Source organism: Micromonospora sp. I033, assembly GCF_053890995.1.
On record NZ_JBSSLX010000009.1, the window covers coordinates 15216 to 35871 of the forward strand.

Consider the following 20656-nt stretch of genomic DNA (forward strand, 5'->3'; position numbering starts at 1 on the left):
TCTGATCGGGCGCGGCGGGCCAGTCCCGCCGCGCCCGGCGTCGTCTACGGTGCGGCGCCGGTCCCGGCCGGGTGCTCCCGTGTGATCGCGGCACGATGTCCGGATCTTGGACAGTTGCCGTTCGCCACGAACGGCAACTGTCCAAGATCGGGCTCGCCGGCCAGCCCGGCGGGTCAGCGCTGAGGGAGGCGCCGGAGGAACCGGTCGGCCAGGTCGAGGATCTGGTCGGAGTCCAGCTCCAGCGCGGGGTCGGCCACCGTCACCTCGGTCAGCGCCACGCCGGGCACCTCGGTGTCCCGCCAGCCGCCGGCGAACCACGCCTTCTCCTCCTCGGCGAGGGCGAGGTTGGCCGTGTTGAGTGCCTCCGCCGGGTGGGGCAGCCAGAGCCGGAACTGGTGGGTGTGCGGCGGCGCCGGGTGGACCCGGGCGCCCGGCAGGCCGGCCAGCGCCTCGGCCACCCGCTTCGCGTGCGCCACGTAACCGGCCAGCCGGGGCAGCTCCCGCTCCAGACCGGCCAGCGCGGCGAGGGCCGCCGGCCACTGCTGGAACAGGGTGCCCCCGTAGCGGTGCCGCCAGGCGCGGGCGTACCGGACCAGTTCGGCGTCGCCGGCCAGGGCCGCGCCGGAGTGGCCGCCGAGGGACTTGTAGAACGAGACGTACGTGCTGTCGGCCAGGGCGGCGACCTCGGCCGCCGAGTGCCTCAGGTGGACGGTGGACTCCCAGAGGCGGGCCCCGTCCAGGTGCACCCGGGCACCCCGCTCGCGGGCCGCGCCGACCACCGCCACCAGCTCGTCCCAGCTCGGCAGGACGAAGCCGGCGTCGCGCAGCGGCAGCTCCAGGAAGAGGGTGCCGATCGGCTCGTCGAGCGCGGCCACCTCCTCGGCCGTCGGGTTGCGCGGCGCCTCCGTGGTCCGGATCGCCCGCAGGCCGCCGAGCACCGCGTACGCGTCGCGCTCGTGCAGCAGCGGGTGGCTGAGCGGGTGCAGGCCGACCCCGTCCCGGCCGGTCAGCTCGGCGCCGTGGCGCATGGCGACCTGCTGGGCCATGGTGCCCGTGGGGAAGAAGGCGGCCGCCTCCGCGCCGAGCAGTTCGGCGACGCGGCGCTCCACCTGCTCGACCGCCCCGCCCTCGCCGTAGAAGTCGGGCAGCAGGTCGTCCGGCACGGCCGCGCCGAGGGCCGCGAGCTGCTCCCGCACCGTGGCCGGCCGGACGCCGGAGAGCACGGTGTCGCAGTCGCGCTGCGCCGCGAGCCGGCGCATCCGGTCGGCGTACGCGTCGGTCATCCGTCCCCCTTCAGCCGGCGCAGCCGGGTGACCGCCTCGGTGAGCACCTCGGGCCGCTTGCAGAACGCGAACCGGACCAACCGCCGGCCCGCCTCCGCGTCGTCGTAGAAGACCTGGGTCGGCACCGCCACCACGCCGCAGCGCTCCGGCAGCGACCGGCAGAACTCCACTCCGTCCCGCCCGCCGAGCGGGGTGACGTCGGCGGTGACGAAGTACGTCCCCTCCGGTGCGAGCACCTCGAACCCGGCGTCGGTGAGGCCGGCGACGAGCTGGTCCCGCCGACGTTGCATGCCGTCGGCGAAGTCGGCGAAGTACGCGTCCGGCAGGCCGAGCGCGACCGCCACGGCCGGTTGCAGCGGCCCCGCGTTGACGAAGGTGAGGAACTGCTTCACCCGCAGCACCGCGGCGACCAGCGACGCCGGGCCGCTCACCCAGCCGACCTTCCAGCCGGTGCAGGAGAACGTCTTGCCCGCCGAGGAGATGCGCAGCGTCCGCTCCCGCATGCCGGGGAGCGCCGCCAGCGGCAGGTGCGGCGCGGCGGCGTCGGTGAAGACCAGATGCTCGTAGACCTCGTCGGTGACCGCGTAGGCGCCGTGCTCCTGGCACAGATCGGCGACCAGGGCCAGCTCGTCGGCGGTGAACACCTTGCCGGTCGGGTTGTGCGGAGTGTTCAGCAGCACCAGCCGGGTACGCGGTCCGAACGCCGCGCGCAGCTCCGCCGGGTCGAAGGCGTACCGGCCGTCGACGGCGGGACGCAGCGTCACCGGGCGGCGGACCGCGCCGGCCAGGGCGATCGAGGCGGCGTACGAGTCGTAGTAGGGCTCGAAGCAGACCACCTCGTCGCCCGGCTCGCAGAGGGCGAGGATGCTCGCGGCGATCGCCTCGGTGGCCCCCGCGGTCACCACGATCTCGCCGTCGGGGTCGTACTCCAGGCCCCAGAACCGGCGCTGGTGGGCCGCGACGGCCGTGCGCAGCGCCGGGATGCCGGGGCCTGGCGGGTACTGGTTGTGGCCGGAGCGCAGCGCCTCGGCGGCGGCGGCCAGCATCTCCGGCGGGCCGTCGGTGTCGGGGAAGCCCTGCCCGAGGTTGACCGCGCCGGTGCGCACGGCCAGCGCCGACATCTCGGCGAAGATGGTGGTGCCGAACGGCCGCATCCGGGCCACCAGCGGATCGGTCGTCGTCACGCCGGCCAGCCTACGGCCCGGCGCCGACGCCGCAAGACCGCCGCCTGCCCGCCCGACGGCGTCACCAGCCGAAGCAGGTCGCCCCGTATTCGCCCGAGTCCTGGGAGACGACCTTCCCGTCGATCGTGATCCGGCAGCTCGCCTCGCCCGAGTCCGTGGGGGACGCGATGATCTGCACCCGTTCCCGATCGTTGGCGGTGAACGCCAGCCGCCACGGCGGCGGCACCCCGTCGAACTGGAGGAAGTCGGCGTTGGCGTCGTAGAACTGCACGTCGACGGCGTCGGTGCCGGTCACCTCGTAGACCACGGTGAACCGGCCGCGCCCGCCGGACGGGGTGGTGGCGGGTACCGGCCGCACGCCGTCCGTCGGCTCTCCGGCGAGGCCGCCGCCCGGCTCGTCGAATTCCGGGTCGTAGGGCTGCCCGGAGGTGGTCGAGTCGTCGACGAAGCTGCCGAGCACGCCCAGGCCGACGCAGCCGCAGAAGGCGAGCACGAGGGCGATGACCACGGTCACCACGACGGCCACCACCCACCCGCCGGGGGACCGGCGCGGCGCCGTCGAGGGGTACGCGTACGGCGGCGGGTAGCCGGCCGGGGGCCATCCCGACCCCGGCGAGCTGCCGGGCCAGGGCGGCGCGGGCGCGGTCCCCGGGACGCCGGCCGGGCCTACCGGCGGGGCGGCCGGGTACGGCGTGCCGCCCAGGGCGTTCGGACCGGACGGCGGCACCGTGGCCCCCGGGCCCGTCCAGCCGGCCGGACCTGGCCCGGCTCCCGGGTCGGGCCAGCCGGCCGGACCCGGCGCTGCCGTCGGGTCCATGCCCGGGGTGGGCGGCTGGGATGCCCCGGTGGCGCCGGGCGCGGCGGATCCGGGCGGAGGCCACGGGGCCGGAGCCCAGGCCGCGGGAGTCCAGGGCGCGGGTGGCGCCCAGGGCTGCGGCGCGGCGAGCGGGTCCGGCGGGGTCCAGGTCGCAGGTTCCGGGGCGGTCGGGTCGCTCGGGCCGCCGCTGTGCCCCGGTTCGGGGGTGGAGGTCGTCTCGGACATCGGGTCAGCTCGCAGGGGACGGCGCGGACGACCGCGGAACGGGTGAAAATCGGGGCCGTCGCCCCGAAGGGGCCCTCAATGTACGGCCCCGAGGCCAGACCGCGCGCACCCCCGCGCGGGTGTGCGTGCAGGTCCGGTCCGGACTCGTCCGCCGTCGATGCGGCGATGGGACCCTGGTGGGCCGCGCTGTCTGCGAGGTTTGTCCGATCCTCGTCATCCGCTCACCGATTCGCTCAAATTCAGTGATCGTTTACCCGGCTTCCGAGCACGCGCGATGAGCGAAACTGGGTTAGGCTGCGGACCATGTGTGGAATCGTGGGTTACGCCGGCGCGCGCCCGGCGCTCGGCATCGTGCTGGACGGACTGCGGCGGCTGGAATACCGCGGCTACGACTCGGCGGGCGTCGCCGTCGTCTGCGACGACGAGCTGCTGATCGAGAAGAAGGCCGGCAAGCTGGCCAACCTGGAGAAGGTCCTCGCCGAGCGCGCCGCGAACGACCCGGAGTCCTGCGCCGCCAGCCCGATCGGCATCGGTGACGGGACCACCAGCATCGGCCACACCCGGTGGGCCACCCACGGCGGCCCGACCGACCGCAACGCCCACCCGCACCTCTCCCCGGACGGCCGGGTCGCCGTGATCCACAACGGCATCATCGAGAACTTCGCGAAGCTCCGCGCCGAGCTGGAGGCCGACGGCGTCGAGTTCGCCAGCGACACCGACACCGAGTGCGCCGCGCACCTGCTCGCCCGCTCGCTGGCCGACCTGCGCTCGGCGGGCGAGGTCGACAGCCCGCAGCTGCTCGCCTCCGCCATGCGGCTGGTCTGCCAGCGGCTGGAGGGCGCCTTCACGCTGCTCGCCGTCGACGCCGGCATCCCCGGCGCGGTGGTCGGCGCCCGGCGCAACTCGCCCCTGGTGGTCGGCCGCGGCGACGGCGAGAACTACCTGGCCAGCGACGTGGCCGCGTTCATCGAGCACACCCGGGACGCGGTCGAGCTGGGCCAGGACCAGATCGTGCTGATCACCCCGGAGAGCATCGAGATCACCGACTTCGCCGGCCAGCCCGCGACCGGCAAGGACTTCCACATCGACTGGGACTCGTCGGCCGCCGAGAAGGGTGGCTACGACTGGTTCATGCTCAAGGAGATCGAGGAGCAGCCGCAGGCCATCGCCGACACGCTGCTCGGCCGGCTCACCGAGAGCGGCGAGATCGCCCTCGACGAGGTCCGTCTGAGCGAGCAGGACCTGCGCGACGTCGACAAGATCTTCATCGTGGCCTGCGGCACCTCCTACCACGCCGGCCTGGTCGCCAAGTACGCCATCGAGCACTGGACCCGCATCCCCTGCGAGGTGGAGCTGGCCAGCGAGTTCCGCTACCGCGACCCGGTGCTGGACCGGTCCACCCTGATCGTGGTGATCTCGCAGTCCGGCGAGACCATGGACACCCTCATGGCGCTGCGCCACGCCAAGGACCAGAAGGCCCGCGTGCTGGCCATCTGCAACACCAACGGCTCCACCATCCCGCGCGAGTCCGACGCGGTGCTCTACACGCACGGCGGCCCGGAGATCGCGGTCGCCTCCACCAAGGCGTTCCTCACCCAGGTCGTCGCGTGTTACCTGATCGGGCTGCACCTGGCGCAGGTGCGCGGGATCAAGTTCGCCGACGAGGTCGGCGCCGTGGTGGCCCAGCTCCAGGAGATGCCCGGCAAGCTGCGCGAGCTGCTCGACCGGATCGAGCCGGTCCGCGAGCTGGGCCGTGAGCTGAAGTCCGAGCCGACGGTGCTGTTCATCGGACGGCACGTGGGCTACCCGGTGGCGCTCGAAGGCGCGCTGAAGCTCAAGGAGCTGGCGTACATGCACGCCGAGGGCTTCGCCGCCGGTGAGCTGAAGCACGGCCCGATCTCGCTGATCGACAAGGGCACGCCGGTCATCTGCATCGTGCCGTCGCCGGTCGGCCGCGGCATGCTGCACGACAAGGTCGTCTCCAACATCCAGGAGGTGCGCGCCCGCGGCGCCCGCACCATCGTCATCGCGGAGGAGGGCGACGAGGCGGTGGTCCGCTACGCCGACCACCTGATCTACGTGCCGCGCACGCCCACGCTGCTGGCGCCGCTGGTGACCACGGTGCCGCTCCAGGTGCTCGCCGCCGAGATCGCCGCCGCCCGGGGGCACGACGTCGACCAGCCCCGGAACCTGGCCAAGTCCGTCACCGTCGAGTAGTCGACCCGGTCGCGGCCCCTCCGTCCCACGACGGAGGGGCCGCGTCGTTTCCGGCCAGGTGCAGACGTTGCGCCACCGTGCGGTCATCGGCCCAGCACGATCCGGGCCATCCCGTCCAGCGCCGGGTTGCCCGGATCCCAGTAGCCGGCGTGCCCGTGGCGCCCGCTCGGGAAGCGCCGGCCGCCGAAGCCGGGAGTGCTCGGGTCGGTGCCGAACCAGAGCCGTTCGTCATGCGGGTCGAGCAGCGCCGCCGCCGGGCCGAGCGGCGTGCCGGCCAGCACCGCCCGGCGGACCAGCTCGTCGGGCGGCCGGGCCAGCCGGATCACGTCGTCCGGCGCGGTGGCGGCCCAGACCTGGCCGGGCGGCATCCGCAGCTCGGCGGCGTGGTCGACGCCGACCCCGGGGGAGCCGACGAAGACCAGCGCGTCGGCGCTCAGCCCGTGGTCGCGGGCCGCGGTGCCGACCACCAGCGAGCCGTAGCTGTGCCCGAGCACCGTCTGCCGGGCGGGTGGCCCCTCGTGCGTGGCGCGCAGCCCCTCCTGGAACCGGTGCAGGGCCGGCCCGGCGTCCTCGGCCTGCCGGCCGCGCGTCGCCTCGGGCAGGAAGTCCGGCGCGTCGTAGTCGAGCCAGAGCACGGCCGCCGTCTCCGCGCCCGGCCCGAGCGCCGCGCACCGGTCCAGCACCCGGGCGGCCCGGCCCAGCTCGCCCGGGACGTCGGCGAGGTCCGCGGTCATCCCCGGGACGTAGGTCAGCACCGCGCCGGCCCGGTCCGGGTTGCCGAGCGCCACCACGGCCCGACCGTCCCCGGCCGGGTCGAGCCCCAGCAGGTACGCCCGCGGTGCCCCGGGCGTGGCCAGCCGCTCGCCGAGCCCGTCGAGGCCGCGCAGCGCCGCCTCCACCTGGGCGAGCCGGGCCAGCCGGGCCAGTTCGAGCGGCCCGGCCGGCAGCGGGCGGAGCAGCCCGGCGCGCCGATCCAGCAACTCCGCCCGCCGCCGGGTCAGCAGCAGCCGGTTGGCCTGGTCGCGGGCCGCCGCCGGCACCCCGTCGAGGCGGCCGATCCGGTCCGGCTCGCGGCTGACCAGCCAGCGACGCTCGGCCGGGGTGAGGCCGGCCCACCAGCGGCTCACCTCGGTCGGGCCGGCTCCGGGGGACGGCCGCCAGGCCGGCGGCACGCTCACCCAGCCGGTCGCCGCCGCCGTGGCCAGCTCCGCCAGCCGGCCGGCCGCCTCCCGGTCCGCGGCGCCGGCCAGCGCCAGCGCGCCGCGGATCTCGGCGCTCACCCCCGCCACCGCCGGGCCGGCCGGGGCGGCGGGCCGGGGGCGGGCCGGATCGGGCCGGACCACCCCGGCTCGATCCACCAGCAGGCCGCCCGCGTCGGCGCGCGCCACCGCGGCGCCGAGGCGGGCCCTGGCCGCGCCCACCCGGGCGGCGAACTCGGTGAGCACCTGGTCGGCCTCGACGAGCGCGGGCAGCACGTCGGTCAGCGCGGCGCGCAGCTCGGCGATCCGCCCCTGCGCGGTGGCCGAGGCCGCCCCCGACCAGCCGGGACGCAGCGCGTCGATCCGGGCGGTCAGCCCGTCGGCCCGGCGCCGGACCGGGCCGGTCAAGCCGCGCCAGGCCGCCCCGGCGGCGGCCCAGGCGCCCGGGTCGGCCCGCCAGAGCTGCGCGTATCCGATCGGCGGCGCCTCGGCCGTCCGCTCGCCGGTCCCGGCCGACGGGTGCGCTCGCCGCGCTGGCGGGCCGCCGGCCCGAGGCGCAACGTTTCCGGGCGCGGGCCGCGCTGGCGGGCCGCCGGCCGGAGGTCCCATCCCTCCGCGCGCGGGGCGGCGCGGCCCAGACACCGGGTCATCCGCCAGCCGGCCGCCCCGCCCGGCCGTGCGGGAGCCGGGGGCCGTGCTCATCGGGGGATCCCGGCGAGGCGGCGGGCGGCCCGCTCGTCCACCGCCTCGTAGCCGTCGGCGGCGGCCCGGACCGCCTCGGCGGTGGCCGCCAGCCGGGCGGCGAGCGACCCGCACCAGCGCTGCACCGCCGCCTCCAGCTCGGCCAGCGCGACCCCGGCAGCCCAGCCGTCGGCCGGCACCACCAGCCCCGGCTCGGTCGCCGGCCCCCGGGCCAACCGGTACGCGTCGTCGGCCAGCTCCCGGGCCACCGCGCGCAACAGCTCCGGCTCGACGCTGAACGGCTCCTCGCCCAAGGCGACCTCCCTGCAATCCGGCGGACCCGGGGGACGCTAGGGCTCGACGGACCGACCGCGCCGGCCCTGTGGACAACCGGAGGAGGGGGGTATCCCGGGTTTTCCACAGGCGTTGTCCACCGCGTGCCCGCCGGCCGATCCGCGGCCCCGACCGCCGGTAGGGTGAGGTTCGTGATCGTGGCTGTCGGCATCGACGTGGTGCTGGTGGACCGGTTCGCCCGGTCCCTGGCGCGCACGCCCCTGCTCGCCGACCGCCTCTTCACCGAGGCCGAGCGCTACACCCGCTCCGGCACCCCGCGCTCGCCGGAGTCGATGGCCGCCCGGTTCGCCGCCAAGGAGGCGGTGGCCAAGGCTCTCGGCGCGCCGGCCGGGCTGAACTGGCACGACTGTGCGGTCGTGCCCGACCCGGACGGGCGACCCTGGCTGGCCGTCACCGGCACGGTGGCGGCCGCCGCGGCCGAGCGGGGGATCAACCGCTGGCATCTGTCGTTGTCGCACGACGGCGGCATCGCGTCGGCCATGGTGGTCGCGGAACGGTGAGCCGGCCCGGTCGGTCGGTCGGCCGGTCCGGGGCGAACGGGACGAACGGACGGGACGGGGTGGCATGAGACCGGTGTGGCGGGTCGCGGACGTACGCGCGGCGGAGGCGGGCCTCATGGCCACCCTGCCGCCCGGGGCGCTGATGCAGCGGGCCGCCGCCGGGCTGGCCCGCCGCTGCGCGCTGCTGCTCGCCGATCGGGGCGGCGTCTACGGCGCCCGGGTGCTGCTGCTGATCGGCTCCGGCGACAACGGCGGCGACACGCTCTACGCGGGCGCGCACCTGGCCCGCCGGGGCGCGGCGGTCGCCGCTCTGTTGCTCACCCCGGGCCGGGCGCACGCCGAGGGGCTGGCCGCGCTGCGGGCCGCCGGCGGGCGGGTGGTCGACCGGCCGCCGGCCGTGGTGGACCTGGTGCTCGACGGCATCGTCGGGATCGGCGGCACCGGCGGGCTCCGGGAGACCGCCGACCAGCTCGCCGCGAGCCTGGCCGAGCGCAGCGGGCGGGACGGCACCCGCGCCACGGTGGTCGCGGTGGACGTGCCGAGCGGCGTCGCGGTGGACACCGGGCACGTGCCGTTGACCGCCTCCGGCCGGCCCTGCGCGGTGCGCGCCGACGTGACGGTCGCCTTCGGCGCGCTGAAGCCGGCTCTGGTGGTCGGCCCGGCCGCGCCGCTCGCCGGGCACGTCGAGCTGGTCGACATCGGGCTGGAGCCGTGGCTGCGCGGCAGCCCGGCGCTGCGCGTCACGGAGTGGTCCGACGTGGTCGACTGGTGGCCCCGGCTCGGCCCCTCCTCGGAGAAATACAGCCGGGGCGTCGTCGGGGTGGCGACCGGCTCGGCCACCTACCCGGGTGCGGCGGTGCTCTCGGTGGCCGGCGCGCTGGCCGGCCCCACCGGCATGGTCCGCTACGCGGGCGGCGCCCGCGCGGAGGTGCTGCACCAGCACCCGTCGGTGATCGCCACCGACCGGGTCGCCGACGCCGGCCGGGTGCAGGCCTGGATCTGCGGCTCGGGGCTGGGCACCGGTGCGGAGTCCGCCGCCGAGCTGCGCGCGGTGCTCGCCGCGCCGGTGCCGGTGGTGCTCGACGCCGACGCGCTCACCCTGCTGGTCGACGGCAAGCTGGCGGACCGGCTGCGCGGGCGGGACGCGCCGATCGTGGTGACCCCGCACGACCGGGAGTACGCCCGGCTCTGCGGCGAGACCCCGGGGGCGGACCGGGTCGGGGCCGCGCTGCGGCTGGCGGCCTGGATGAACGCGGTGGTGCTGCTCAAGGGTGATCGCACGATCATCGGCACCCCGGACGGCCGGGCGTACGTCAACCCGACCGGCACCCCGGTGCTGGCCACCGGGGGCACCGGGGATGTGCTGGCCGGGCTGCTCGGCTCGCTGCTCGCCGCCGGGCTGACGGCGGAGCGGGCGGCCGCCGCGGCGGCGTACCTGCACGGGCTGGCCGGCCGGGAGGCGGCGCGCGGCGGCCCGGTGACCGCGCCCGACGTGGCGACCGCGCTCCGCCCGGTCCTGGCCCGACTGCCCTGACCGCGGCGGCCGCCGGCGGGCGGCCGACCGGCCCGCCGTGCGGCTCACGGCCACGGTGATCACGGACGGAAGTAGGCTGGGGGCATGTGGCAGTCGGAGGTGCGCGTCGACCTGGACGCGATCCGGGAGAACGTGGCCCGGCTCAAGTCGGGCACCAGCGCCGAGCTGATGGCGGTGGTCAAGGCCGACGGATACGGCCACGGCATGGTCCCGGCCGCCCGCGCGGCGCTCGACGCCGGGGCGGACTGGCTCGGCGTCTGCACCCTCGACGAGGCGCTCCTGCTGCGCCAGGAGGGGGTGACCGCGCCCGTGCTGGCCTGGCTGCTCGACCCGGGGCTGCCGCTGCACGACGGGGTCGCGGTCGGTGTCGACCTCGGCTGCGCCAGCCTCGCCCAGCTTGACGAGATGATCGAGGCGGGCCGGCGGGCGGACCGCCCGGCCCGGGTGCACCTCAAGATCGACACCGGGCTGTCCCGCGGCGGGGCCACCGTCGCCGACTGGCCGGCGCTGCTGGAGGCCGCCGCGAAGGCCCAGGCCGACGGCCTGGTCGAGGTGGTCGGCGTGTGGAGCCACTTCGTCTACGCGGACTCGCCCGGCCACCCCACCACCGACCGGCAGTTGGCGGTGTTCCACGAGGGGCTGGAGATGGTGGAGCGGGCCGGGCTCCGCCCCCGCTACCGGCACCTGGCCAACTCGGCGGCCACCCTGACCCGCCCGGACACCCACTTCGACCTGGTCCGCCCCGGCCTGGCGGTCTATGGCCTCTCGCCGATCGAGGGCGAGCAGTTCGGTCTGCGCCCGGCGATGACCGCCCGGGCCCGGGTGATGCTGACCAAGCGGGTCCCGGCCGGCACCGGCGTCTCGTACGGCCACACCTACCTCACCGAGCGGGAGGCCAACCTGGCGGTCGTCCCGCTCGGCTACGCCGACGGGGTGCCCCGGCACGCCTCGAACACCGGCCCCGTCCAGCTCGGCGGCAAGCGGCGCACCATCTCGGGCCGGGTCTGCATGGACCAGTTCGTCATCGACTGCGGTGAGGACGAGGTGGCCGCCGGGGACGTGGCCACCCTCTTCGGCAGCGGCGCGGACGGCGAGCCCACCGCCGACGACTGGGCCGAGGCGGTCGGCACCATCAACTACGAGATCGTGACCCGGTTCGGCGGCGTCCGGGTGCCGCGCGTCTACGACGGCGAGCGCCCATGAGTCAGCGGTTCCGGGTGCCCCGGCCACGGACGGCCGCGGGCCGGGTCGCCGGGCTGGTGGGCGCCGCGGTCGGCGTCGCCGCCGCCGGGCTCGCCGCGGGGGTGGTGAGCGAGCGGGTCCTGGTCCGCCGCCTCAAGTCCGACCCCACCGATCCGTACGCCGACGAGGTCTTCGGCGAGCAGCGGTACGACGCGGCGTACCGGCTGGAGATGCCGGACGGCACCGACATCCACGTGGAGGTGGTCGAGCCGACCCGGCCGGTCGCCGGGCAGCCGACCGTGGTGCTGGTGCACGGCTTCTGCCTGGACATGGGGACGTTCCACTTCCAGCGCAAGCTGCTCGCCGCGCGCGGCGACTACCGGATCGTCGCCTACGACCAGCCCGGGCACGGCCGCTCCGGGAAGCTGGAGGGCGGCGACTACGACCTGGCCGCGCTGGGCCACACCCTGCGCCGGGTGATCGACGAGGTGGCCCCGGAGGGACCGCTGGTGCTGATCGGCCACTCGATGGGCGGCATGACGATCATGGCGCTGGCCGAACTCCACCCGGAGCTGTTCGGCGACCGGGTGGTCGGCACGGTGCTGATGGCCACCTCGGGCGGGCTGCTCGCGGAGACCAAGCTGGTGGCGCCGGCGCTGCTCGGCCGGGTCGGCGCGCCGATGATCTACATGATGAGCAACGCCACCCGGTACGGCGGCACGGTGATCGACAAGGCCCGCAAGTCGACCTCCAACGTGGCCTGGCTGCTCACACGCAGGTACGGCTTCGGCACCCCGAAGCCCAGCCCGGCCCTGGTGTCGTACGTCGAGCGGATGAACTCCCGCACCTCGGCCGACACGGTCACCCGCTACCTGCGTACCCTGGCCACCCACTCGCGGTTCCCGGCGCTGGCCGCGCTGGCCGGCACGCCGGTGCTGGTGATCGTGGGGGACAAGGACATGATCACGCCGGTGACCCACTCCGAGGAGATCGTCCGGCGGCTGCCGCACGCCGAGTTCGTGAAGATCCACGACAGCGGGCACGTGGTGATGCTGGAGCACGCCGACGAGGTGAACGCGGCGCTGGAGAGGTTCCTGGAGTCGCTGTGAGCGCGAGGAGTGAGCCGGGGTTGCGAGCCCCGCAGTCGCGAGCCGAGGTGGCGCTGTGAGCGCGAGGAGTGAGCCGGGGTTGCGAGCCCCGCAGTCGCGAGCCGAGGTGGCACTGTGACCGTGGTGCTGGAGCTGAAGACGGTCGAGGACACCCACGAGTTCGGCCGCCGGCTGGCCGGGGTGCTGCGCGCCGGTGACCTGCTGCTGCTCAGCGGCCCGCTGGGCGCCGGCAAGACGGCGCTGACCCAGGGCATCGGCGCCGGCCTCGGGGTGCGAGGCGACATCACCTCGCCGACCTTCGTGATCGCCCGGGTGCACCGGCCGGATCCGGCCCGGGGCGGCCGGGTGAGCCTGGTGCACGCCGACGCGTACCGGCTGGGGGAGTCGGCCGACCCGCGCGCCGAGATCGACGACCTGGACCTGGACGCCTCGGTGGACGAGGCGGTCACCGTGGTGGAGTGGGGCGAGGGGATGGTCGAGCAGCTGGTCGACGCCCACCTGCGAATCCGCATCGACCGGCGGGACGACGACACCCGGGTGGTCACCCTGGAACCGGTGGGCGGCGACTGGGCGCGGCGGCTCGCCACCCTGGACTGACGCCTGTCGTACCCGCTGCCTACAGTGCCGGGGACCGATCAGCCACGGTGAAAGGTTGCCGATGCCCGACGACGCCCCCACCCTCGACCTGCTGGCGCTCCTGCCCGACGCCTGGCGGGCCGCGCTCATCCCGCACCTCGACCCGGCCCGCACCGCGGCGCTGGCCGAGTTCGTCGCCGGGGAATACGCCACCCGCACCGTCTTCCCGCCGGTCGAGGACCTCTTCTCGGCCTACCGGCTGTGCGGGCCGGCGGAGACCCGGGTGCTGATCCTCGGGCAGGACCCCTACCACCGGGCGGGGCAGGCGCACGGGCTGAGCTTCAGCGTGCGCGAGGGGGTGACGGTGCCGCCGTCGCTGCGCAACGTCTTCAAGGAGCTGGGCGAGGACCTGGGCGTGCCGAAGCCGGCCGGCGGCAACCTGAGCGGCTGGGCGGCGCAGGGCGTGCTGCTGCTCAACGCGGTGCTCACCGTCCGGCAGGCCACCCCCGGCTCGCACGCTAACAAGGGCTGGGAGGAGTTCACCGACGCCACCATCCGGGCCCTGGACGCGCTCGACCAGCGGGTGGTCTTCCTGCTCTGGGGCGGCTACGCGCGCAAGAAGGCCGCCCTGGTCACCAACCCGAACCACGTGGTGCTGGAGGCCGGTCACCCGAGCCCGATGAACCCGCGCGGCTTCCTGGGCAGCCGCCCGTTCAGCGCGGCCAACAAGGCGCTGGCCGACGCCGGCCTGCCCACCATCGACTGGGACCGCACCGCCGGCTGAGCATCGACGCAGGGCTATCGTTCCGTGGCGGACGGTAGTAGGCTCTTCCCCGTTCGCGCCCGGAGCGGGGGAGGCAGCGGTGTCGGCGACCATCACCTCGGACGGCTGGTCGACGGCGCCCGCGGCGCTGGCGGAGAACGCCGACCGGTTCCTGGCGCTGGCCCGCTCGGTCCCGCCGGCCACCATGGTCACCGCCGACTGGACGGCCGCCGAGACCCTGGCCCACCTCGCCTCGATCGCGCAGCTCTACGTCGGGCTGGTCGACCCGGCCGGTGAGCCGCTGCCGGTCCCCGGGCTGGGCGAGCGGCTTCCGCTGGTCACCGTCGACACCGTGGCCGACGCCAACGAGCTGGTGCTGCGGCACCTGACCGAGCGCGACCCGGCGCGCCTGCTCGACCGGCTGCGCCGCGACGTCGACCGGCTGCTGGCGACCTGCGCCGGGCGCAGCCCGGACGAGGTGGTGCCCTGGCTGGGCGACGCCCGGGTCCCGCTCCCCGGTCTCTTCGCCCACCTCGTCAACGAACTGCTGCTGCACGGCTGGGACCTGGCCCGGGCGACCGGCCGGCCGTGGTCGGTCCCGTCCCGGGACGCGGTGCTCTTCCTCGACCTCTTCCTGGCCGGGGTGGTCCGGCACGGCTACGGCCGGCTGCTCGACGGGGTGGAGCCGCCGCGTCGCCGGATCGTGGTGCGGTTCGCCTCGGCGTACGCGGCGCCGCTGACGCTCGCGCTGGCCGACGGGCGGGTCAGGTTCGCCGCCCCGGACGAGCGGCCGGACGTGCGGGTCCGCTTCGACCCGGCGACGCTCAACCTGATGATGTTCGGGCGGATCAGCCGGGCCCGCGCCGTGCTCACCGGCCGGGTCCGCGTCGCCGGCCCGCGCCCCTGGCTGCTGCCCCGGTTCCTCACGGTCTTCCGCACCCCGAGCTGAGCCGCCATGCGGCCTCCGGGCTCAGCCGCGACGCGCACCCCGAGCTGAGTCCCGAGGCGGGAGGGGCGTCACCGCCGGTAACCGGGGCGACGACTAGGCTGGCATACCGTGCTCGTACTCGTGGTGGACTCCTCGACGCCCGCGGTGACCGCGGCGCTGGTCGAGGTCTCGGCGGACGGCGTCGCGGCCCGCGCGCAGCGCTGCACGGTCGACGCCCGGGCGCACGGCGAACTGCTCGCCCCGCAGGTCGACGCGGTGCTGGCCGACGCCGGCGCCCGCCCCGCCGACCTGGCCGCGATCGTGGCCGGGCTCGGTCCCGGGCCGTTCACCGGGCTGCGGGTGGGCCTGGTCACCGCCGCCACCATGGGCCAGGTGCTCGGCGTCCCCACGTACGGGGTCTGCTCACTGGACGGGATCGGCCACCCGGTGGCGGTCGGCGAGCCGGTCCTGGCGGCCAGCGACGCCCGCCGCCGGGAGGTCTACTGGGCCGTCTACGACGGCGCCGGCCAGCGCATCGCCGGGCCGAACGTGGACACCCCGGCGGTCGCCGCCGAGCGGGCCCGGGGCCTGGCCGTCACGGTGGCCGTCGGTGACGGCGCGCACCGGTACGCCGACGTCCTCGGCCTGCCGGTCCGGGAGGAGCCGCGCTACCCGGACGCTGTGGCGCTGGCCCGCCTGGCCGCGGAGCGGATCCGCGCGGGCGCCCCCGGCGAGCCGCTCACCCCGCTCTACCTGCGCCGCCCGGACGCGGTGGCGGCCACCGGCCACAAGCCGGTCCTGCAATGAGCCAGGTCCGACTGGGCCGGTTCCGCTGGTGGCACGTCGAGGAGGTGCTGCCCCTGGAGGCGGACCTGTTCGGCGCCGAGCGGTGGTCGCCCGCGATGTTCTGGAACGAGCTGGCCAACGGCCACCACTATGTGGTCGCCACCGACGACGACGGCGCGGTGCTCGGCTACGCCGGGCTCATGGTGGCGCCGCCCGACGAGGCGTGGGTGCAGAACGTCGCGGTCCGCCGGGACGCCCAGCGCCGGGGGATCGGCCGGCTGCTGCTGGAGGCGCTGCTCGCCGAGGCGGCCCGGCGCGGGGTGCGCAGCACGCTGCTGGAGGTCGCCGCCGACAACGCCGCGGCCCAGCGGCTCTACGCGATGTACGGCTTCGAGCCGATCGGCGTGCGCCGCGGCTACTACCAGGCAAGCAACACCGACGCGCTGGTCATGCAGCGCAACGAGGACTGACGCGCATGGCTGACGAACCACTGATCCTCGGCATCGAGACCTCCTGCGACGAGACCGGTGTGGGCATCGTCCGCGGGCACACCCTGCTCGCCGACGCACTGGCCTCCAGCGTCGAGGAGCACGCCCGGTTCGGCGGCGTGGTGCCCGAGGTGGCCAGCCGCGCCCACCTGGAGGCCATCGTGCCGACCATGGACCGGGCGCTGCGCGAGGCCGGGGTGACGATCGCCGACATCGACGCGATCGCCGTGACCTCCGGGCCGGGCCTGGCCGGCGCGCTGCTCGTCGGAGTCGCCGCCGCCAAGGGGTACGCGGTGGCCGCCGAGAAGCCGGTGTACGGGGTGAACCACCTCGCCGCGCACGTGGCCGTGGACACCCTGGAGCACGGCCCGCTGCCCGAGCCGGCCATCGCCCTGCTGGTCTCCGGCGGCCACTCCTCGCTGCTGCGCGTCGACGATCTGGCCCGGGAGGTCACCCCGCTCGGCGCGACCATCGACGACGCGGCCGGCGAGGCGTTCGACAAGGTGGCCCGGCTGCTCGGGCTGCCCTTCCCGGGCGGCCCGTTCATCGACCGGGAGGCGCGTGCCGGCGACCCGGCGGCGATCGCCTTCCCGCGCGGGCTGACCGCGCCCAAGGACCTGGCCGGGCACCGCTTCGACTTCTCCTTCTCCGGGCTGAAGACGGCGGTGGCCCGGTGGGTGGAGGCCCGGCAGCGGGCCGGCGAGCCGGTGCCGGTGGCCGACGTGGCCGCGTCCTTCCAGGAGGCGGTCTGCGACGTGCTGGTCGGCAAGGCGCTGGACGCCTGCCGGAGCAGCGGCATCGACACCCTGGTGATCGGCGGCGGCGTGGCGGCCAACTCGCGGCTGCGCGCGATGGCCGAGCACCGGGCGGCGAAGCACGGCGTCCGGGTGCGTACGCCCCGGCCGAAGCTCTGCACCGACAACGGCGCGATGGTGGCCGCGCTCGGCTCGCACCTGGTCGCCGCGGGGGTCGCCCCGAGCCGGCTGGACCTGCCGGCCGACTCCGCCATGCCGCTGACCGTGATCAGCGTCTGAGGCGGGAGGGGACCGACGTGATCGTCCGGATGTGGGAGGCGAAGGCCGAGCCGTACGGCTTCGCCGACCTGATCACCTGGGTCTGCGAGACCGCGCTGCCCGAGTTCGAGCACGAGCCGCTGCACCTGTCCAGCGAGGTGTTCTCCTCCACCGACAACCGCGTGGTGGTCATCTCGAAGTGGCGGAGCAACCCGCGGGAGCTGCCCGAGCCGCCCATGCGGCTGGTCGCCCGGCCACCGCACAGCTGGGACTTCACGCAGGTCGATCGCTGACCCGGCGGGCCGCCTGACCGGCGGGAAACCCGTTGGCGTCCGCCCCGGCCCGGCACCTAGCGTCGGGTGGTCATGCGCTTCTCACCCGCCGGCGATCCCGGCACCCCCGACGCCCGGTCCGCCACCCGTTACCTGGTCTGGCTCGCCGGTCGGCATCCCGTGTTCTTCGGCGCCGCCATCACCCTCGGCGTCATCTGGATGGTGGCCCAGGCGCTGATGCCGGCCGCCGTCGGCCGGGCGGTCGACGCCGGCCTCGCCCAGCGCGACCCGGACGCCCTGCTCCGCTGGGGTCTCGTCCTGCTCGGGCTGGGCGTCGTCCAGGCGACCGCCGGCATCCTGCGGCACCGCTGCGCCGTGCACAACTGGCTCGGTGCCGCGTACCGGACCGTGCAGGTCACCGTGGACGCCACCAACCGGCTCGGGGCCGCGCTGCCCCGCCGGGTCGCCGCGGGCGAGGTGGTGAGCATCGGTACGTCCGACATCGAGCACATCGGCAGCGCGGTCGACATCACCGCCCGGGGCACCGGCGCGGTGGTCGCGATCGGCACCGTGTCGGTGATCCTGCTCACCGCCTCCCTGCCGCTCGGCCTGGTGGTGGTGCTCGGGGTGCCGCTGCTGATGGCGCTGGTGGCGCTGCTGATCCGGCCGCTGCACCGGCAGCAGGTGGCGTACCGGGAGTCGACCGGCGAGCTGACCGCCCGCGCCGCCGACATCGTCTCCGGGCTGCGGGTGCTGCGCGGGGTGGGCGGGGAGCCGGTGCTGGGCGCCCGCTACCGGGAGCAGTCCCAGGCGCTGCGGGCGGACGGCCTGCGGGTGGCCCGGGTGGAGTCGCTGATCCAGGCCGCGCAGATCCTCCTGCCCGGCGTTTTCGTGGTGCTGGTGACCTGGCTCGGGGCCCGGTTCGCGCTGCGCGGCGAGATCAGCGCCGGCCAGCTCGTCTCCTTCTACGGCTACACGGCGTTCCTGGTCAGCCCGCTGCGCAACCTCACCGAGGCGGCCGACAAGCTGACCCGGGGGCACGTCGCGGCCCGCCGGGTGGTGCGGCTGCTGCGCCTCGCCCCGGAGTTCACCGACCCGGCCCGCCCGGTGCCGGTGCCCGAAGGGCCGGGCGAGCTGGTGGACGTCCGCTCCGGGCTGGTGCTTCGGCCGGGCCGGCTCACCGCGCTGGCCGCCACCGCACCGGAGGACGCCGCCGAGATCGCCGACCGGCTGGGCCGGTACGCCGACGGGGACGTGACGCTGCACGGCGTACCGCTGCGGGACGTGGCGCTGGCGACGGTGCGCGAGCGGATCCTGGTGGCCGACAACGACGCGCAGCTGTTCAGCGGCGCGCTCCGCGCCGAGCTGGATCCGCACGACCGGAGGGAACCCCGCGCGGTCGAGGCGGCGCTGGCCGCGGCGAGCGCCACGGACATCGTCGAGGCGCTGCCCGACGGCCTGGACAGCCCGGTCGCCGAGCGCGGCCGGGAGTTCTCCGGCGGGCAGCGGCAACGGCTGCGGCTGGCCCGGGCGCTGGTCGCCGACCCGGAGACGCTGGTCCTGGTCGAGCCGACCAGCGCGGTCGACGCGCACACCGAGGCCCGGATCGCCGACCGGCTGGCCGCCGCGCGGCGCGGCCGGACCACGCTGGTCTGCACCACCAGCCCGCTGGTGCTCGGCCGCGCCGAGCACGTGGTCTTCGTGGAGGACGGCAAGGTGGTCGCCGAGGGTCGCCACGACGAGCTGCTCGCCGCCGAGCCCCGGTACCGGGCCACGGTGAGCCGGGAGGAGGACCGGTGAGCAACGCCCTGCCCGTCGCCGACGCGCAACAGGTCCGCCGGTACGCGCGGGAGCTGGCCCGCCGGCACCCGCGCGGCCTGGCCGCCGCGCTCGGCCTGCACGCGCTCGCCGCGGCGGCCGGCCTGGTCGCGCCCCGGCTCCTCGGCGACCTGGTCGAGGGGATCTCGCGCGGGGTCGGCGCGGTCACCGTGGACCGGGTCGCGCTGGCCATCGCCGGCTTCGTGGTCGCCCAGTCGGTGCTGGTCCGCTTCGCCCACCTGGCCTCGGCCCGGCTCGGTGAGCGGGTCCTCGCCGAGCTGCGCGAGGAGTTCGTCGACCGGGTGCTCGCCCTGCCGCTGTCCACCGTGGAGCGGGCCGGCACCGGTGACCTGCTCACCCGCACCTCCCGGGACGTCGCCGCGCTGTCCCGGACGGTCCGGTTCGCCGCACCGGAGACGCTGATCTCGGCGGTCACCGTGCTGCTGATCCTCGGCGCGCTGGTGCTGACCGGCCCGCTGCTGGTGCTGCCCTGCCTGGTCGCGGTGCCGGTGCTGGTCGCTGGCACCCGCTGGTACCTGCGCCGGGCGCCGGAGGGGTACCTGCGGGAGAACGCCGCGTACTCCGACATCACCGACGGGATCAGCGAGACGGTCGAGGGGGCGCGGACCACCGAGGCGCTGCGCCAGGCGGCCCGCCGCCGGGCCCGCAGCGACGCCGACATCAGCCGCTCGTACGCGGCCGAGTCCTACACGCTGAAGCTGCGGACGGTCTTCTTCCCGGTCGCCGAGATCGGTTACCTGCTGCCGGTGGCCGGCACGCTGCTGCTCGGCGGCTGGTTCTACCTGGAGGGCTGGGCGAGCCTCGGGCAGGTCACCGCGGCCACCCTCTACGCCCAGCAGCTGGTGGACCCGGTCGACCGGCTGCTCTCCTGGCTGGACGAGTTCCAGGTCGGCGGCGCCTCGCTGGCCCGGCTGCTCGGCGTGACCGCCGAGCCGGCCGACACCTCCGCCGCGCCTCCCGACCGGCGGCCGGTGACCGACGACGGGCGGCTCGCCGCCCACGACGTCCGGTACGCGTACCGCGCCGGGCACGACGTGCTGCACGGGGTGACCCTGGTGCCCCGGCCGGGGGAGAAGCTGGCCATGGTCGGCCCGTCCGGCGCCGGGAAGTCCACCCTGGGCCGGCTGCTGGCCGGGGTGCACGCGCCGCGCGCCGGCACGGTGACCGTGGACGGCCGGCCGCTCACCCTGCTTCCCCTGGCCGAGCTGCGCACCCACGTCGCGCTGGTCAGCCAGGAGCACCACGTGTTCATCGGCACGCTGGCCGACAACGTGGCGATGGTCCGCCCGGACGCCGGCCCCGCCGAGGTACGCGCGGCGCTCGCCGCGGTCGACGCGCGGGACTGGGCGGAGGCGCTGCCGGACGGGCTGGACACCCGCGTCGGGGCGGGCGGGCATCCGCTCTCGCCGGCCCAGGCGCAGCAGCTCGCGCTGGCCCGGCTGGTGCTCGCCGACCCGCACACCCTGGTGCTGGACGAGGCCACCTCGCTGATCGACCCCCGGGCGGCCCGGGCGCTGGAACGCTCGCTGGCCGCCGTGCTCCAGGGCCGGACGGTCATCGCCATCGCGCACCGGCTCTTCTCCGCGCACGACGCGGACCGGGTGGCGGTGGTCGAGGACGGCCGGATCACCGAGCTGGGGTCGCACGACGAGCTGGTGGCGGCCGATGGCTCGTACGCCGCCCTCTGGCGGTCCTGGCACGGCTGA

At 76.0% G+C, this 20656-nt stretch carries 19 protein-coding genes; 14 read left to right on the forward strand and 5 right to left on the reverse strand.

The window, feature by feature from the left end; translation table 11 throughout:
* Positions 1-173: 173 nt before the first annotated feature.
* The 3 genes from ACW0Q9_RS03000 to ACW0Q9_RS03010 all read right to left on the reverse strand — a co-directional run bounded on the left by ACW0Q9_RS03000 (position 174) and on the right by ACW0Q9_RS03010 (position 3509).
* Positions 174-1283: a threonine aldolase family protein gene (locus ACW0Q9_RS03000; protein WP_456178301.1), complete on the reverse strand. Its 1110-nt coding sequence runs from the start codon at positions 1281-1283 to the stop codon at positions 174-176.
* Entirely contained in the window at positions 1280-2467 is a 1188-nt protein-coding gene (locus ACW0Q9_RS03005; protein ID WP_456178302.1) for a pyridoxal phosphate-dependent aminotransferase, read from the reverse strand. The genes ACW0Q9_RS03000 and ACW0Q9_RS03005 overlap by 4 nt, the downstream gene beginning before the upstream one ends.
* A 61-nt stretch (positions 2468-2528) precedes the next feature.
* Positions 2529-3509, reverse strand: coding sequence for an MmpS family transport accessory protein (locus ACW0Q9_RS03010; RefSeq protein ID WP_456178303.1), 981 nt, complete (start codon positions 3507-3509; stop codon positions 2529-2531).
* Between the two features lie 303 nt (positions 3510-3812).
* Here ACW0Q9_RS03010 and glmS point away from each other — a divergent pair, with 303 nt between their 5' ends.
* Positions 3813-5726: a glutamine--fructose-6-phosphate transaminase (isomerizing) gene (glmS, locus tag ACW0Q9_RS03015; protein ID WP_456178304.1), complete on the forward strand. Its 1914-nt coding sequence runs from the start codon at positions 3813-3815 to the stop codon at positions 5724-5726.
* A gap of 83 nt (positions 5727-5809) precedes the next feature.
* Here the strand turns inward: glmS and ACW0Q9_RS03020 are convergent, their stop codons facing one another.
* The gene (locus ACW0Q9_RS03020) at positions 5810-7333 is read right to left on the reverse strand and encodes an alpha/beta hydrolase (protein ID WP_456178305.1); all 1524 of its coding nucleotides are present in this window, start codon (positions 7331-7333) and stop codon (positions 5810-5812) included.
* 290 nt (positions 7334-7623) lie between these two features.
* Positions 7624-7920, reverse strand: a complete 297-nt coding sequence (locus ACW0Q9_RS03025; RefSeq protein WP_456178306.1) for a hypothetical protein — start codon at positions 7918-7920, stop codon at positions 7624-7626.
* A gap of 171 nt (positions 7921-8091) precedes the next feature.
* Between ACW0Q9_RS03025 and ACW0Q9_RS03030 the strand changes: the two genes are divergently transcribed.
* From ACW0Q9_RS03030 to ACW0Q9_RS03090, 13 genes are all read left to right on the forward strand, one after another.
* The gene (locus ACW0Q9_RS03030) at positions 8092-8460 is read left to right on the forward strand and encodes a holo-ACP synthase (protein ID WP_456178307.1); all 369 of its coding nucleotides are present in this window, start codon (positions 8092-8094) and stop codon (positions 8458-8460) included.
* Between the two features lie 64 nt (positions 8461-8524).
* Positions 8525-9994: an NAD(P)H-hydrate dehydratase gene (locus ACW0Q9_RS03035; protein WP_456178308.1), complete on the forward strand. Its 1470-nt coding sequence runs from the start codon at positions 8525-8527 to the stop codon at positions 9992-9994.
* 84 nt (positions 9995-10078) lie between these two features.
* Positions 10079-11197, forward strand: coding sequence for an alanine racemase (gene alr, locus ACW0Q9_RS03040; protein ID WP_456178309.1), 1119 nt, complete (start codon positions 10079-10081; stop codon positions 11195-11197).
* The gene (locus ACW0Q9_RS03045; protein ID WP_456178310.1) at positions 11194-12285 is read left to right on the forward strand and encodes an alpha/beta fold hydrolase; all 1092 of its coding nucleotides are present in this window, start codon (positions 11194-11196) and stop codon (positions 12283-12285) included. The genes alr and ACW0Q9_RS03045 overlap by 4 nt, the downstream gene beginning before the upstream one ends.
* A 114-nt stretch (positions 12286-12399) precedes the next feature.
* Positions 12400-12882 (forward strand): tRNA (adenosine(37)-N6)-threonylcarbamoyltransferase complex ATPase subunit type 1 TsaE, encoded by a 483-nt coding sequence (tsaE, locus tag ACW0Q9_RS03050; protein ID WP_456178311.1) that lies wholly within the window; start codon positions 12400-12402, stop codon positions 12880-12882.
* 61 nt (positions 12883-12943) lie between these two features.
* Positions 12944-13645 carry a uracil-DNA glycosylase gene (gene ung, locus ACW0Q9_RS03055; RefSeq protein ID WP_456178312.1) on the forward strand — a complete coding sequence of 234 codons (702 nt, stop codon included), beginning with the start codon at positions 12944-12946 and terminating at the stop codon, positions 13643-13645.
* A gap of 79 nt (positions 13646-13724) precedes the next feature.
* The gene (locus tag ACW0Q9_RS03060; RefSeq protein ID WP_456178313.1) at positions 13725-14573 is read left to right on the forward strand and encodes a maleylpyruvate isomerase family mycothiol-dependent enzyme; all 849 of its coding nucleotides are present in this window, start codon (positions 13725-13727) and stop codon (positions 14571-14573) included.
* 108 nt (positions 14574-14681) lie between these two features.
* A complete protein-coding gene (gene tsaB, locus ACW0Q9_RS03065) occupies positions 14682-15359 on the forward strand; it encodes a tRNA (adenosine(37)-N6)-threonylcarbamoyltransferase complex dimerization subunit type 1 TsaB (RefSeq protein ID WP_456178314.1) in 678 nt (225 codons plus the stop codon).
* Complete coding sequence (rimI, locus tag ACW0Q9_RS03070) at positions 15356-15808, forward strand: ribosomal protein S18-alanine N-acetyltransferase (RefSeq protein ID WP_456178315.1); 453 nt, start codon at positions 15356-15358, stop codon at positions 15806-15808. Before tsaB ends, rimI begins: the two co-directional genes overlap by 4 nt.
* Before the next feature lie 5 nt (positions 15809-15813).
* Positions 15814-16860, forward strand: a complete 1047-nt coding sequence (gene tsaD / locus ACW0Q9_RS03075) for a tRNA (adenosine(37)-N6)-threonylcarbamoyltransferase complex transferase subunit TsaD (RefSeq protein WP_456178316.1) — start codon at positions 15814-15816, stop codon at positions 16858-16860.
* A 17-nt stretch (positions 16861-16877) separates the two neighbouring features.
* Positions 16878-17132: a hypothetical protein gene (locus ACW0Q9_RS03080; protein ID WP_456178317.1), complete on the forward strand. Its 255-nt coding sequence runs from the start codon at positions 16878-16880 to the stop codon at positions 17130-17132.
* 72 nt (positions 17133-17204) lie between these two features.
* Positions 17205-18911 carry an ABC transporter ATP-binding protein gene (locus ACW0Q9_RS03085; RefSeq protein WP_456178318.1) on the forward strand — a complete coding sequence of 569 codons (1707 nt, stop codon included), beginning with the start codon at positions 17205-17207 and terminating at the stop codon, positions 18909-18911.
* Positions 18908-20656, forward strand: coding sequence for an ABC transporter ATP-binding protein (locus ACW0Q9_RS03090; RefSeq protein ID WP_456178319.1), 1749 nt, complete (start codon positions 18908-18910; stop codon positions 20654-20656). The genes ACW0Q9_RS03085 and ACW0Q9_RS03090 overlap by 4 nt, the downstream gene beginning before the upstream one ends.

What these genes read in the sequence shown, in the direction of transcription:
- alr (WP_456178309.1), top strand. Translation starts at nt 10,079, where the DNA reads ATGTGGCAGTCGGAGGTGCGCGTCGACCTGGACGCGATCCGGGAGAAC.
- rimI (WP_456178315.1), top strand. Translation starts at nt 15,356, where the DNA reads ATGAGCCAGGTCCGACTGGGCCGGTTCCGCTGGTGGCACGTCGAGGAG.
- tsaD (WP_456178316.1), top strand. Translation starts at nt 15,814, where the DNA reads ATGGCTGACGAACCACTGATCCTCGGCATCGAGACCTCCTGCGACGAG.
- ung (WP_456178312.1), top strand. Translation starts at nt 12,944, where the DNA reads ATGCCCGACGACGCCCCCACCCTCGACCTGCTGGCGCTCCTGCCCGAC.
- ACW0Q9_RS03045 (WP_456178310.1), top strand. Translation starts at nt 11,194, where the DNA reads ATGAGTCAGCGGTTCCGGGTGCCCCGGCCACGGACGGCCGCGGGCCGG.
- ACW0Q9_RS03000 (WP_456178301.1), bottom strand. Translation starts at nt 1,283, where the DNA reads ATGACCGACGCGTACGCCGACCGGATGCGCCGGCTCGCGGCGCAGCGC.
- ACW0Q9_RS03035 (WP_456178308.1), top strand. Translation starts at nt 8,525, where the DNA reads ATGAGACCGGTGTGGCGGGTCGCGGACGTACGCGCGGCGGAGGCGGGC.
- ACW0Q9_RS03085 (WP_456178318.1), top strand. Translation starts at nt 17,205, where the DNA reads ATGCGCTTCTCACCCGCCGGCGATCCCGGCACCCCCGACGCCCGGTCC.
- ACW0Q9_RS03010 (WP_456178303.1), bottom strand. Translation starts at nt 3,509, where the DNA reads ATGTCCGAGACGACCTCCACCCCCGAACCGGGGCACAGCGGCGGCCCG.
- glmS (WP_456178304.1), top strand. Translation starts at nt 3,813, where the DNA reads ATGTGTGGAATCGTGGGTTACGCCGGCGCGCGCCCGGCGCTCGGCATC.